Origin of the sequence: Petrotoga miotherma DSM 10691 (assembly GCF_002895605.1) — a bacterium.
Lineage (GTDB): Bacteria > Thermotogota > Thermotogae > Petrotogales > Petrotogaceae > Petrotoga > Petrotoga miotherma.
This window is the reverse complement of the sequence record NZ_AZRM01000006.1, coordinates 1-14,689: the sequence shown is the minus strand read 5'-3', so window position 1 is coordinate 14,689 and position 14,689 is coordinate 1. Positions and strand designations below refer to the sequence as shown.

At 33.8% G+C, this 14,689-nt stretch carries 14 protein-coding genes and 1 pseudogene; 14 read left to right on the top strand and 1 reads right to left on the bottom strand.

Features of this window, described 5'->3' with window-relative positions; translation table 11 throughout:
- Both X928_RS00850 and X928_RS00845 read left to right on the top strand, forming a co-directional pair.
- Window positions 1-215: pseudogene (locus tag X928_RS00850) on the top strand (NAD-dependent malic enzyme); the annotation flags it as partial.
- Entirely contained in the window at window positions 199-558 is a 360-nt protein-coding gene (locus X928_RS00845) for an ABC transporter permease subunit (RefSeq protein ID WP_103078077.1), read from the top strand. The pseudogene X928_RS00850 and the gene X928_RS00845, both read left to right, overlap by 17 nt.
- Here the strand turns inward: X928_RS00845 and X928_RS00840 are convergent.
- Entirely contained in the window at window positions 476-1,765 is a 1,290-nt protein-coding gene (locus X928_RS00840) for an RNA-guided endonuclease InsQ/TnpB family protein (RefSeq protein WP_103078076.1), read from the bottom strand. The two genes, X928_RS00845 and X928_RS00840, sit on opposite strands and share 83 nt — an antisense overlap.
- A gap of 295 nt (window positions 1,766-2,060) precedes the next feature.
- On the opposite strand from X928_RS00840, the gene X928_RS00835 reads away from it, so the two are divergent.
- The 12 genes from X928_RS00835 (at window position 2,061) to X928_RS00780 (ending at window position 14,558) form a co-directional block, all read left to right on the top strand.
- On the top strand, window positions 2,061-2,363 hold the full coding sequence (locus X928_RS00835) for a hypothetical protein (protein ID WP_103078075.1): 303 nt from the start codon (window positions 2,061-2,063) through the stop codon (window positions 2,361-2,363).
- Window positions 2,350-2,550 carry a hypothetical protein gene (locus X928_RS00830; RefSeq protein ID WP_103078074.1) on the top strand — a complete coding sequence of 67 codons (201 nt, stop codon included), beginning with the start codon at window positions 2,350-2,352 and terminating at the stop codon, window positions 2,548-2,550. Before X928_RS00835 ends, X928_RS00830 begins: the two co-directional genes overlap by 14 nt.
- Before the next feature lie 659 nt (window positions 2,551-3,209).
- The gene (locus tag X928_RS00825) at window positions 3,210-3,866 is read left to right on the top strand and encodes a PIG-L deacetylase family protein (protein ID WP_103078073.1); all 657 of its coding nucleotides are present in this window, start codon (window positions 3,210-3,212) and stop codon (window positions 3,864-3,866) included.
- A gap of 146 nt (window positions 3,867-4,012) precedes the next feature.
- The gene (locus X928_RS00820) at window positions 4,013-5,017 is read left to right on the top strand and encodes a LacI family DNA-binding transcriptional regulator (RefSeq protein WP_103078072.1); all 1,005 of its coding nucleotides are present in this window, start codon (window positions 4,013-4,015) and stop codon (window positions 5,015-5,017) included.
- A gap of 51 nt (window positions 5,018-5,068) precedes the next feature.
- The gene (locus tag X928_RS00815) at window positions 5,069-6,304 is read left to right on the top strand and encodes an ABC transporter substrate-binding protein (protein WP_103078071.1); all 1,236 of its coding nucleotides are present in this window, start codon (window positions 5,069-5,071) and stop codon (window positions 6,302-6,304) included.
- Between the two features lie 4 nt (window positions 6,305-6,308).
- Complete coding sequence (locus X928_RS00810) at window positions 6,309-7,217, top strand: carbohydrate ABC transporter permease (RefSeq protein ID WP_211286414.1); 909 nt, start codon at window positions 6,309-6,311, stop codon at window positions 7,215-7,217.
- Window positions 7,210-8,037 (top strand): carbohydrate ABC transporter permease, encoded by an 828-nt coding sequence (locus X928_RS00805; protein WP_211286413.1) that lies wholly within the window; start codon window positions 7,210-7,212, stop codon window positions 8,035-8,037. The genes X928_RS00810 and X928_RS00805 overlap by 8 nt, the downstream gene beginning before the upstream one ends.
- 6 nt (window positions 8,038-8,043) lie before the next feature.
- Window positions 8,044-9,255, top strand: a complete 1,212-nt coding sequence (locus X928_RS00800) for a glycoside hydrolase family 13 protein (RefSeq protein ID WP_103078070.1) — start codon at window positions 8,044-8,046, stop codon at window positions 9,253-9,255.
- Window positions 9,256-9,264: 9 nt separating this feature from the next.
- A complete protein-coding gene (locus X928_RS00795) occupies window positions 9,265-11,046 on the top strand; it encodes an amylo-alpha-1,6-glucosidase (protein WP_103078069.1) in 1,782 nt (593 codons plus the stop codon).
- A gap of 133 nt (window positions 11,047-11,179) precedes the next feature.
- Entirely contained in the window at window positions 11,180-12,004 is an 825-nt protein-coding gene (locus X928_RS00790) for an SDR family oxidoreductase (RefSeq protein WP_103078068.1), read from the top strand.
- A gap of 89 nt (window positions 12,005-12,093) precedes the next feature.
- Window positions 12,094-13,512: an NADP-dependent phosphogluconate dehydrogenase gene (gene gndA / locus X928_RS00785; RefSeq protein ID WP_103078067.1), complete on the top strand. Its 1,419-nt coding sequence runs from the start codon at window positions 12,094-12,096 to the stop codon at window positions 13,510-13,512.
- 17 nt (window positions 13,513-13,529) lie between these two features.
- Window positions 13,530-14,558 (top strand): D-isomer specific 2-hydroxyacid dehydrogenase family protein, encoded by a 1,029-nt coding sequence (locus X928_RS00780; RefSeq protein ID WP_103078066.1) that lies wholly within the window; start codon window positions 13,530-13,532, stop codon window positions 14,556-14,558.
- Window positions 14,559-14,689: the final 131 nt, after the last annotated feature.

Below are 14,689 nucleotides of genomic sequence, written 5' to 3'. Positions count from 1 at the left end.
CCAAGTTTTTGATGGATTTTGGGGACATAAATCTTGTTTTAGTTGACAAGAATGGTGTATTGAATAAAAATGTTCCAGAAAGCTGTTTGCATGAATATCACAAAGAATTATCAAAGATAACGAATCAAGAAAATATAATTGGGCATCTCTCAGATGCTCTTTTTGGTGCAGATGTGTTCATAGGCGTATCCAACAGAAGTGATAAAAAGTGCTAAAATCGATGGAGCAAGCGAACTAAAAATATTTTGGAGGATCATAATACCTTTATCTCAACCTGTAATAGCTGCCTTAGCTGTGTTATCGTTTACTTGGAGATGGAACGATTATATTTGGCCTTTGTTAGTTGTTAGCTCACCAAAATATATGACCCTTCAGCTTGGATTGGCATTATTCTCAGATGAGCATACCGTACAATGGGGATCTCTTTTGGCAATGACAACACTCTCTTTAAACTTCCCCATACCTGAAAGCAGTCTCACGGCAAATAAGGACAAGGGGATTTCAAAGAAGATTGGCTTAAAACCCTTATTCTTTGGGGCTGGTTTAAACAGCCTCTAGCCTGTAGGACGGTTAAGTCCATCAGGTTACTTTTGCGAAGTATGTTTAATGCACCGTTGCAATCAGCATTGATAATTGTGCCTTGACAAGTTTTATATTGCCCCCTGGATACGCGTTTTCCGCTAAAGCTGTATGCCTGCGGATTATCGGCATTGTAAACAGGAATATCATCGTTGGCGAAAAAGTCAGCCTTTGAAGTATAACTTTCTTCCTGCTCAATGTAGTTAATCCCGTAACGCTCGCAAAGGGACTTGATTTTAAGGCGCAAATTACCATGTGATATTTGGACAAACTTTTGGTTATTGCTCTTACCAAGGTTGATATTACGCTTCCAGTCAAGGTTATAGCCTAAGGCAATATTGCCAATATCGTTTTCGATGCAGTAGTTAACGATAATTCTTGCAGTTTTGTTCATATAATAGTTAAGACGGTGATTACGTTTCTTGGTATTGATATATTGGCGATTGGTTATACCCTTAATCCCTTGCTTGTCCTTGATAGACTGCAACCTTGCGTTTTCTTTGTTATACCACTGGTTAATTGATTTTAATCGTTTACCGTCCACGATAAAGGACGCCCCAGTGTTTGTAACACAAGTTGCGAGGTTGTCAAGCCCAAAATCTATAGCAAGAGCGTTACCTGTATTAAGGTTAAGGTTTTCTTCTTCCTGAACGTATACAAATTCAATATCAAAGAATTTAGAGTTGTACTTAGGGAAGATACGGATTTCTTTTACTTGCTTTTTATTTAGCCTTTCAGGAAATGGAAGTTTAACTTCTCCAAATTCCTTCTTGAAGGCAATGGACATAGGCACGGTAAAATAACCGTCCTTAACCTTGAAACGCGGGATAATCAGCATAAAGTATCCATCTTTTGGAAGATAATGCGGAAGCCGAATGTCTGAAAACTTGTAATTGCCCTCTTTAGCCTTAGAAATAAGTGCAAAGAAAGATTTAAAGTTGCGGTCGACTACTTTCATGGTTTGTTGTGCAATGTCTGTATTAAGAAGTTGATAGTTTTCGTTCTCTTTACAGATATGGTAGGCTGATTCGTAGCGTAAATACTTTTTCTCTATAAAGTAATATTGGCGAATAGCATATAAGGTTGAGTTATACAGGTTTTTAGACAGCTTACATAATTCTTTAAGGGCAATATATTCTTGTTTGTTTAAATTTCTTAGTTGATTCTTTTGGGTACGATACGTAATATCACCTCATTCCAATAGCATTATAACATGTTTTTGCTAGGAATGTAATTATTCGCATTAGATAATATTAGATGTCTGTGAAAAAGATTGGTTAGATCATAATTCGAGTCTTTGAGGTGGTAAACCCCCTCAAACTCCCCAAAAACAAAAATCTCTTCTTTTAAAAGATCTTCGTTTGCACAATGCTGCAAACAAATGATATCATATCCTCGACTCTTTTTGAAAGGAGACAAGGGAAAAATGGAGGCATTCGATATGGAACTAACCAGAAAACGCCTCGAAGGGGATTCAGGGTTTGGCAGAAAAATATTTGAAATCAAGTAAAAAAGAGAAGTCAGAGATTATTTCAAAGTATTGTGAGTTAACAAAAGTAAAAAGAGCTACAGCTGTAAAAAGATTTGAAAGGTATAAGAAGAGATATCTGTTTCAAGAAAGAGACACTCAAAAGAATTCAAAAAAGAAAAGAGGACCAAAGAAGAAGTATGAACCTATTCATGAAATAATTTTGTGGAAATGTTGGGGATTATCTGGATGTGTTTGTGCTGAAAAACTTCAGCTCCATGTTGGAAGTATACATCGAGGAATTGAAAAAGAATAACAGATTTTCATTGTATGAACTTTCAAAGACAGAAGAAGCAAAGAAGGTATCCTTAGGTACATTGAAAAGAATGATAAGTAGATTTCCTAAGGTATCTACAAAGAAGCATAAAGGTAATGCATTCATATATCAAAAGGTACCAATTTCAGCAAACTTTGGAAGACATGCCCTTGAAAAGGTAGGATAACGATAAAACTATACTTAAAGTACTTTTTGAAAAGGTAAAAGGGGATAACAAAGTTAATCTTTCAAGAAGTAGGCCTTACAAGAAAAATGATAACGCTATAACTTCTTCATACCCAACTTTAAACTAAAAAACAAAGTAAAGAACGACAAGGGTAAAACAGTAAAAAAAAAGAATATGATAAACTTAAGACACCATACCAGCGTTTGCTTGAAAGCAATACTGTTAGCGAAAAAACTAAATCTCAACTAAAGAAAACATACGAAAGTTTAAACATGGTAAAATTGAGAAAGGAAACACCCCGAAGGGGGTTCAAGGAAATAAACATCCTTAAGAAGCGGAAGCCTGTCCTCGTGGATAAATTATACAACATTCAACTAACAAAAAGCAAATCAAGTTCAAAGACATAATTACTATCTAACCATTACCCTATTTCAATGACAATTAATTATGATCTAACATGTCATGTATTAAGTGAAAAGAAAGGAGAATGGTGCTTCCTTGAACTCCTTTGGGGGTGTTTTCTATGGATGAATTCAGCGGTATCCGCACCAAATATTTCTATGATTCCTGTAATGGTTGTATTTTTAGCCTTTCAAAGGTATTTTGTAAAAGGTATAACAATGGGATCTCTAAAATAAGAAAAAAGGGGAGGAGAAAATATGGTGGATGCACTTTTCATAGGGGCTCACCCTGATGATTATGAGGCTTTTGCAGGAGGAACAATACTTCGATTGAAAAACGAAGGGAAGAGTTGTGGGGGAATAATCTTAACCGATGGCTCCGCAGGGAAGAACAACGATGTCAACGTAAGAAAATCGGAGGCAGAACGTGCTGCAAAATCTTTGAAACTTGATTATTTTGAAATGATAGGAATGAAAGACGGATATTTAGATGAAATTGATAATTTAGCCGCATTAATAGCAAATCTTATACGTAAGTATAGGCCCAAAATCCTTTTCACACATTATTTCGAAGATAAGCACCCCGATCATAAGGCAATTGGAGAAAGTACTATAGCTGCCTTATTTTTAGCTAGAACGAAAAGAGATGATTTAGAAAATGAACCCTACAATTGTTCCAACGTTCTTATGTTCATTTCTGATATCACAAAGATTCCTCAATCTAAATTCCTTGTAGATATTACTGATTTTTTGGAAGATAAAATCAAGGTTTTAAGATTATACGAATCTCAAACGGAAGTCTTACAGCCCATACCTTTGATGAACAAATATATAGCAGCCGATGTTTTAGAGGGAAGAAACAAAGCCGTAGAAGTATTTTATCCTTTTATACTAACTTTTGATGAATATATATGAAAATAAAAGGATTTTGTTCTTAATTGGTTTTAATTGAGTATAATCACTCTTAATTCTCATTAACTTCAAATAATTAGATTTGACTTTGTTGATTATAAAAGGTATAATAAAAATAATTGTTGAAACGTTTCAATAAGGAGGAGATTATGTCAAGAATAACAATAAAAGATGTGGCTAAAAAAGCTAAAGTATCAGTTGGAACCGTTTCAAGAATAATAAACGGTGAAAAAAATGTTACCAAAGAAAATTTACAGAAAGTGTCGAAAGCTATTGAAGAACTAGGTTATGTCCCAAACACTTATGCCAGAGGTTTAGTTTCTGGTAAAACTAAATCAATATCCATAATAGTACCTATGATTCGTACGGACTTTTATGATAGATTAATTAATTCTGTTGACAAAACACTTCTTAGAAAAGGTTATGAAAGTTCAATATTTCCTCTGTTGTCTGAATATAGATTAAAAAAATTTTTAGAGAAAAGTTCTATTCTTTATCATTCGGATGGTATATTAATGTCCTCATTGCCTGTGAATAAATTATTTAAAGAGGGGAAAGTCCCAACCGATAAGCCGGTTATTTTATTGGATATGGAATCAGAATATTATGATTGCGTATACATTGACAATTATGAGATAGGTAAAATCGCTGCAAAAATACTTATTGAAAAAACCGATAACATACTAGTTTTCACCTTTATTGAGCCTGAAAACATTTTTACTTCCGGTGTGTTTGAAAGAAGGGTTAAAGGTTTTGAGAATATTTTAAATCAAAACAGTATCCATTTTTCGAAAAAAAATATTTTTCACAGTGAATTAAATCTACATTATGCTTTAAATGAGGCTTTATCTGTACTAAAAAAAGTTCAGAAATTTCCAGTAGGTTTTTTTGCAACAACTGATTTGTTTGGTTATGGAATCATTTTAGCAGCAAAAAATTTAGGTATGGAGGTCGGGAAAGATGTATTCATAGTAGGTGTAGATGGACAACCGTGGACCGAAGATATTGGATTAACCACTATAAAACAACCAATTGAAGAGATGAGTGACTTAGCAACCAACATTCTTTTAGACAGGATTTATTCAAAATATTCGGTATCTAGCAGGAAATCTATAAAGTTTGACCCAATAGTGGTTAGAAGAACTTCTGCGTAGTTTGGTATTACTCATTAAAAGGATGAAAAAATTTTAAGGAGGAAAAGAAAAATGAAAAAAATATTTTTGTGGATGGTAATAGTGTTTGTCAGTGTTTTTATGTTCGGTAAAACTGAGTTAGTTTTTTGGCATTATTGGGATGGTGAAAATGGCAAAAAGCTTGAAACATTGGTGGAAAAATTTAATTCTGAGCATCCTGAAATAGAAGTTCAGCCTGTATTTATACCTGGATCGGATTTGTTAATTAAGATTCAGACTTCTATTCTTTCGGGGCAAACACCAGATTTTGCCATTTCAGATATTATTGGAGTTCCTTTGATTTTGGATACTGGTAAAGTTGTTGATCTCATGCCTTTTGTTGAGAAAGATAATTATGACCTAAATGATTTTTATGAAAGCACCTTAGTTTATGGAAGACGTGGAGAGAGTTTATACAGCATTCCAGTGAGTTCAAGTAATCTTGGATTGTTCTGGAACAAAAATTTATTTAAGGAAGCAGGGTTGGATCCAGAAACACCACCAAAAACATGGGAAGAATTAATAGAATTTAGCGAGATAATAAAAGAAAAAACAGGTAAATTTGGTTACGAACTTTTTTTAGATGGAGGAGAAGGGACAACGTGGCAATGGCAAATATTTTTATGGCAAGCAGGTGGAGAGTTTCTTGATCCTATTTCGAATTATAGAAAATCAGCTTTTAATTCAGAGTCAGGAGTAAAAGCACTCCAGTTTTGGGTAGATTTAACAAATAAATACAAAACTTCTCCTATAGCTCCTTGGGGTTTATTTGGCAGAGGTGAAGCTGCGATGGTTATGGATGGGTCCTGGATGACTCAATTTTTCCCCATGCAAGTAGATTTTGAGTTGGGAAGCGCTATTTTCCCATATCCAGAAGATGGAAAACCGGCAACCAATATGGGTGGTGAACAGATATTTATTTTTGAAGGGCCCAAAGCAAAAGTTGAGGCATCATGGGAATTTATCAAATGGTTTACAAGTACTGAAATCCAGATTGATTGGGATAAAGCAACAGGTTTCATACCAGTCAAAAAGTCTGTTGCGGAAAGTGAAAATTACAACGCTTATATAAAAAATACAAATATGCTCCTACTACCATTTATCGAAGTTCAACAGTATGCCCACGCTAGACCTCCAATAAAGGAGTATTCACAAGTCTCTGATATAGTATCAAGCGCTATACTAAGTGCAATTTATAAAAAGAGTACACCCCAACAAGCTCTTGATCAAGCAGCAAAGCAAGTTGACCTTCTATTGAGTAAGGAGTGATTGGATGGTTTCAAAAGTAGGTGGGTCTCTGACCCACCATTTTTTAGAAAAAGAAAAACTAGCTCTAAATATATTTCTCATACCTTCTATTGTAATCATCCTAATTTTCAATATATTTCCAGCTTTTTACTCATTTGTTTTAACTTTCTTCGAGTGGAATGGTTTTAGCCCAACTAAAGAATTCATCGCTTTCGACAACTATATTTCTGCATTAAAAGACCCTGAGTTAAGAAATTCAATAGTAGTTACCCTCATATATTCAGTATTTGTAACTTTTGCTTCGATGCTTTTGGGAGTTCTAATTGCCCTAACTTTAAATAAGGATTTAAAAGGGAAATCTATATTCAGATTAATTTATTTTATCCCCGTCATTACCCCAAGCGTAGCCTCAGGAGTCACCTGGAAATATTTGTTTGATCCATATAATGGAGTGATAAATAATTTGCTTGGATATTTTAATATTGTCGGTCCTCTATGGTTAAACGATCCTTCTTGGGCTCTTTTCTCAGTGTCTACTGTTGGAGTTTGGAAAAGGACAGGATTTTGTATGGTAATTTATTTAGCAGCTTTACAAGATATCTCAAAAAGTTATTTAGAGGCGGCACAAATGGATGGAGCTAATGAATGGCAGATATTTAGATACATTAAATTTCCTTTGCTAACTCCCACATCACTTTTCTTGATTATAACAGGTTTAATTGAGTCGTTTCAGGTTTTTGATTTAGTGTATACTATGACGTATGGCGGGCCCATAGGAGCTACCGATGTTCTTGGATTTTTACTATATAGACATGCATTTAAGTATTTCAATTTAGGTTATGCTTCTGTAGTTTCTGTGTTGATGTTTATTATTCTATTTGTATTATCTATGGCACAGTGGAAATATACGGGAGGAGGTAGGAAAGTTGATTAAGAAAAATTTAAGTGTCAAAAAAATAATTCAATATTTTTTTCTTATATTAGGAGCTTTTATCAGTGTAATGCCTTTCATGTGGCTGGTAACAACTTCTTTGAAACCTCCAGGGAAAATATTTTCAGCACCCTTATTAATTCCTACAAATTTTTATCTTAAAAATTACATTGAAGCATGGCAATCAGTCCCCTTTGCTAGATATATCTTGAATAGTACGATAATGTCTAGTGGAATTGTTTTCTTTCAAACTCTATTTTCAGCAATGGCAGGTTATGCATTTGCTAGATTAAAATTTAAATTTAGGGATGCGTTATTCATAATTTTTCTAATAACAATGATGATACCTGAGCCTGTTAAAATAATCCCAAATTTTTTGATAATAAAAAATTTGGGATGGTATGATACTTACAGGGCTCTTATCGTCCCTCGTGCGGTTAGTGTTTTTGCAATATTTCTTTTTAGACAATTTTTCCTTTCTATCCCATCCAGTTTAGAAGAAGCTGCAAGGATAGAGGGAGCGGGATTGTTCAGAATATTTTTTCAAATAATATTACCAATATCAAAACCTGTAATAGTAACGAATATTTTATTTTCTTTTTTATTTTCATGGAATGATTTTTTATGGCCTTTGATTGTTACTGATTCCGAGAAAATGAGAACTATTCAAGTAGGGTTGTCGTATTTTCAAGGTAGATATGGAATAAGATGGGAACTTTTATCAGCAGCGACTATTTTTGCTATCTTACCATCTTTAATAGTTTTTCTAATAGCACAAAAGTATTTCATTGAGGGAATATCCACCTCTGGATTAAAGGAGTGATGAACTGTGAAAGATAGCGATTTAATTCTATATGAAATTTTTCCTGATCGTTTTTTTAGGGTTGGAACCTATGCAAAAAAATACAAAAAATGGGAAGACTTACCTAATAGAAACAGTCATTTTGGAGGAAATTTGAGAGGAATCAAAGAGAAAATACCCTATTTGAAAGAACTTGGTATAAACTGCTTATATTTAACACCGATTTTTAAGGCTAAAAGACCTCACAAATATGATACTGAAAATTATTTGGAAATTGATCCAAATTTCGGAAATATGAATGATTTTGATGAGTTACTACAAAGTTTACACGAGCAAAATATTAGATTAATCCTTGATGGAGTTTTCCTTCATACAGGTGATCAATTTTGGGCTTTTAAAGAAGCTGAAAAAAAAGATGGAGAATCACCGTATTGGCAATGGTACTTTTTCCATGGATACCCTGTAAAAAGACTTCCTAAACCTAATTATGAAAACTCTGGAATATATTACCTTCCTAGACTGAATCATAATAATGAGGAAGTAATTGATTATTTGAAGCAAGTAGTGAGCTATTGGACTCTAAAAGGAATAGACGGTTGGAGATTTGACATGCCATGGCATATAGGACCAGTTTTCTGGAATGAAATAGTCGGTGTGGCAAAGAATATTAACCCTAATATTATATTAATAGGAGAGTATTGGAATAATCCATCAGAAATACTCGGAGATTATCCTTTTCATGGCGTTATGGATTATATTTTTAGAAACGAAGTGATAAAATTACTCAAAAGAAAAATAAATCCTATTGATTTCGCTGAAAAACTTAAGTATAAAACGAATAGCAAATTTAATCGATGTTGGAATATGTTGGGAAGCCATGATACCAGCAGAATTAGGGGAGTCCTGAAAAGTGATGCAAAAGTTAAAATTGCATTCACCCTTGCATTTACTTTTCCAGGGAACCCGATTATATATTATGGTGATGAAATTGGAATGTTTGGGGGTAAAGATCCGGATTGTAGAAGAACATTTGTCTGGGATGAAAAAAGGTGGGATTTACCAATATACGAACATATCAAGAATATGATAAACTTTAGAAGAACTTTTAACAAGATTCAGAACTTCAATTTTGTAAAATTGGATAACAACGACATAAGTTACTTAATTGAAAACGATGATAGATCATATTTAATAAATATTGATTTAAAGAAATTTCAATCTACAATAAAAAGAGTTTAGGGGGTTTATATGTATTATAAGATTGAAGAAGATGGAAGTTTAACTTATTTTCAAATATTTCCGAAAGAGTACATAATAAGTAACAGATCTTCCACGATGTTGTTGAAAAATTGTATGCCTTTTTCTGTTTTTTCCAACAAGTATGGAACGGTAATCTCAAAAATAAGATTCAACTTTTACCCAAATCAAAGGGCGAGATTTTGGCCTGATGGTATGTCAGCTAATAATGGCTTAACAAAAATGACTGTTATGAGCGATCCATCTGCTTATTCTTTCCTTATTAAATTTAAAAATGTAAAAAATTTAGTGTTCTCATTCACACCTGTTTTTAAAAAAGAATTCAAATTACCTTTTTTTGATAAGATAGAAATTCCTATAAGTTACCAACAGGAAGTAGAAAATAAGTGTTTGACATTTGCTGATGACTTTAAAATTATCATTAAAAAGGGTGAGATAAAAGATCTAATAAAAGGTGAAAAAGTAGCCTTCGTGTTGAGAGCTGATGAGAATAACGAAATAGAGATTATTATTGGGAAAGAAGAAAAAAATTTAGAAGAAAAGAACACAGAATATCTTCGGTATCTAAACAGTTTAACACAAAACAAAGACTTAAGTGAGTTAGAAAAATCAGAGTTCTTATTTACAATGCACACTGCTTTTTCCTCTATAAAAGATTATGATGGGAACCTAGCTTTAGCAGCAGGGGTTAATTATTCTTTCCCGAATAGGACATATTTTAGAGATAGTTTTTGGACTATCCAGCCAATAATGAAAGTGGATCCAAATTTTGCTAAAAACCAAATTTTATTTTTGTCCGAAGGTGTTCACGAAGATGGTAGCTGCCCAAGCGGAGTTATGAAATTAGGTGAAGAAGAATTGGCTTTTATTAGAAGCAAAAAAATTATGTTACCTGAAAAGGCAAAAGAATTTTATAAATACGAAAAAGATTGGTGGTCAAACCATCATGACTCTGGAGGATATTACATAATACTTTTGTCTGATTATATTAATAATACAGGAGACTTGAGTATTTTAAAAGAACGATTTCCAGATGGCACTGTATTGGATAAGATTGGTAATATTCTTAAAAGGTATATTAGTTTAGATACTGATAATGATTTATTATTTGAAAAGCCTTTTGATTCAAACGATTGGGCGGATAATGTGTACAGAAATGGAGCTGTTACATACGATTTGGCGATTCAGATAAAAGCCTTCGAGGAAGCTTCTTTAATATATGATTTAATTGGTGATAAAAAGATTGCTGAAAATACAAGAGAAAAATATCAAAAAATGAAACACAATTTCAACAAAAAGATGTGGAACGAGGGAAAAGGTTATTTTAATGATTTTATTGGAGACTATTTGGAAGATCACTTGAATATAGATACGATATTGGCTTTGCTTTTTAATATAGTAGATGAAGATAAAAAAAGAAAAACTTTAAACGCTATGGAGAGAATGCTTGAAACAAAGAATAACAAAAAGCAAAAGTTTGAAGATTGGGGGGTTATGTCTGTTTGGCCATTTTTCAAATCAAAAAAGCACCTTTTCAGTAAAAGTGTGTTTCCGTACAGGTACCACAACGGAAGTGATTGGCCTTATTTGTCCTCTATATATGCCCTGGTTAAGAAGAGAGAAGGTATGGATTATAAATATCCTTTAACTAGATGGTGGGAATACTCTTTGGAAAAAAGATGGATAAACCCTGTAGAATACTATAGCCCAATCTATGCTCGAGGATCACTCAACCAAGGATGGTCTTCCATGGCTGCAACATTATTTCTTTGAATTATCAACGATTAAAAGTAACTTGAGTCGATTAAGCAGAATTATAAGCGGTTATTGTATAAATAATTAATTTCATTTTAGAACGAATTAATTGTATAATATAAATAAGAATTCATAAAAGGAGATGATCAAGGTGAGTAAAGTCGAAGATTATTTTAACGTGGAAGGTAAAGTAATAGCGATAACGGGTGGAGCCGGTGTTTTATGCTCTGAAATGGCTAGGTCCTTGGGAGAAGCAGGTGGGAAGATTGCTGTACTTGATCTATCGGAAAAAGCTATGGCTATGTTAAGCAATGAATTAACAGAGAAAGGTGTTGAACACATAACGATTAAAACTAACGTCTTGCAAAAAAATGATTTAGTAAGAGCGAAAGATGAAATTCTCAAAACATTTGGTAAAATAGATATACTGATAAATGGGGCAGGTGGCAATAAACCTGAAGCAACAACAAGTAAAGATAAATCTTTTTTTGAACTCCCAGAAGATGCAGTACAGTGGGTTTTTAACTTGAACTTCTTGGGAACATTTTTGGCAAGTCAAGTGTTTGGAGAATATTTTGCAGAAAAAGGTTATGGAGAGATAATAAATATCTCATCGATGAACGCATTTAGGCCCTTGACAAACATCCCTGCTTATTCTGCAGCTAAAGCAGCTGTAAGTAATTTTACACAATGGTTAGCGGTTCATATGAACCACAACTACTCGAAAAAAATAAGGGTCAATGCAATAGCCCCAGGATTTCTCTTAACTAATCAGAATCGATTCTTGTTGACCAATGAAGACGGGAGTTTAACTCAAAGGGGAAATCAAATATTGGATCATACACCTATGGGAAGATTTGGAGAACCTAAAGATCTAATTTCTACAGTGATGTGGTTGATAAGTGATAGTTCTGAGTTTGTTAACGGTGTTGTTGTTCCAATAGATGGAGGTTTCGCCGCTTATAGTGGTGTATAAGTATAATATATATATTTGTTTATAAAAACTATAAAACTCAATTGTATAACTGAAAGTCAATTTAATAAAAAATAGAAGGAGTTGATATAATGGATCAACAAAAAAGCGATATAGCGGTTATAGGGATGGCGGTGATGGGGCAGAATCTTGCTTTAAACATGGAATCAAAGGGTTTTAAGGTATCCGTTTACAATAGAACAAGTGAAAAAACTAAAAGATTTGTTGAAGAAAGAGCAAAAAATAAAAATATTAAAGGGACTTACTCCATCGAAGAACTTGTTAATTCATTAAAAACACCGAGAAAGATTATTCTAATGGTTAAAGCAGGGAAACCGGTTGATGATGTGATCGAGGAACTTTTACCTTATTTGAATGAGGAAGATATAATCATAGACGGAGGAAATTCTTTTTATAAAGATACAGACAGGAGATACGAAGAATTACATAAAAAAGGAATAAGATTTTTAGGAACCGGTATAAGTGGAGGGGAATACGGCGCATTACACGGTCCATCCATCATGCCTGGGGGAGATGAATCCGCATATGAAGAGGTAAAAAATATACTCGAAGCTACTGCTGCTCAAACAGAAGATGGTCCATGTGTTACTTACCTTGGTCCCAAATCAAGTGGTCATTATGTAAAAATGGTTCACAACGGGATAGAGTACGCCATCATGGAATTGATAGCAGAAACATACGATATTATGAGGAAAGTGCTTAAAATGACTCCTCTGGATATGAGTGAAGTATTTAAAGAATGGAACGAAGAACACAAATCTTATTTGATGGAAATTACTTATAAGATTTTAGAGTGGAAAGACGAAGAAACTGGTCAACCAATTGTTGACATTATTCTAGATAGCGCAAAGCAGAAGGGTACAGGGAAATGGAGTGTTCAAGACTCTTTAGACTTGAATATTTCCATACCCACCATAAACGCTGCCTTAAATGCAAGAACCTTATCCTCAATAAAAGATGAAAGGATGAGGATTGGAGAGATATATGAAACCCCCATCGAAATGAATTTAGACGAAAGCTTTATAAATTCCCTAAGGGATGCTTTGTATATTTCAACGATAATTGCTTACGCAGAAGGTATGAAGTTATTGCAAGTTGCATCCAAAGAATATACGTATAATTTAGATTTATCAGAAGTTGCAAGAATTTGGGAAGATGGGTGTATAATTAGATCCGCATTTTTAAAACCAATCCAAAGAACATTTAAAAATGATCCCAATTTAGTAAATTTGATAATTTCTGACGAATTCAAAAGTGATTTTAAGGAGAAAATTCCAAAGTTGAGAGAGGTAGTTTCCCAGATCAAAAAAGCGGGTATACCTATTTCTGCTCTAAGTTCGGCTCTTGATTATTTTGATGGATTAAGTTCAAAAGAGCTGCCCGCGAATTTGATTCAGGCACAGAGAGATTATTTTGGGGCTCATACATACGAAAGAAGGGACAAAGAGGGAATATTCCACACAGAATGGCAAGATATACATAATATATAAAAAAAGGGGGTAAAGAGGTGTCGGAAGACAATACTAACATCGCAATAGTAAATTCCAGCACTTTTGGTATATATTTTCCTGATTTAATGCAAAGATTAAAGAAGATAGGTATCGTTGAAAGAATAACGGTGGACCCTAAAATACCGGCGAAAGAGTTAGCAGCCAAATTGAAAGGTTTTAAGTTTGTTATAGCAAGCGTCACACCAAATTTTACTTCAGAATTTTTTCAATACAATAAAGATGTAAAACTAATCGCTCGCCACGGTATTGGATACAACAATGTGGATATAAAAGCTGCCACGGAAAATGGCGTTATGGTTACAAGGGTTCTTGGTATCCACGAAAGAGATTCCGTTGCAGAACTTGCTATTGCATTGATTCTCATATGTCTGAGACAAATTATTCCTGCGAATAAGGCGGTTGAAGAAAATAAATGGCAAGATAGAAAAAATTTTGTTGGTGATGAACTATCAAAATTGACGGTAGGAATAATTGGTTATGGAAACATTGGAAGCCGTGTGGCTGAGATAGTAAAAGAGGGATTCGGCTCAAAAGTAATAGCGTATGACCCTTATATAGCTGACAAGGTTATAGAAAAAACTGGGGTAACACCTGTAAGTTTTGAAGAACTTTTAAGAACATCCGATGTAATAAGCCTGAACGCTTCTTTAAATGAAGGAAACTATCATTTCATAAACAAAAGAGCTTTCGACTTAATGAAAAACGGGGTTGTAATAGTTAATACGGCAAGAGGAGAATTGATAAACCAGAATGATTTTATAGAGGCTTTAGAATCAAAGAAAGTTTCTGCTGCAGGGTTTGATGTATTAGAAGAAGAACCAATAAGCCCAAATAATCCATTATTGAAATACCCTAATGTGTATATATTGCCTCATATAGGAGGATATGGAAAGTATTCGTTAAGGAAAATGGATGAAAAAATGGTTGAAGACATAGAAAAGTTGATGAAAGGTGAAATTCCCGAACAAATAGTTAACCCTGAAATTATAGAAAAAATTATAACACAATTCAAAGGTAGAAAATAAGTTATTAGTTTAAGGTGATCTGCATCGGCAAAGACTTTCTCAATTTCTATGGATGAGAAGAAGGTTGGAGGAGTAAAGACTTCTTAATCCTTATGGGTGGGGAGCGGGGCGAAGGGGCGCTAAAACTGATT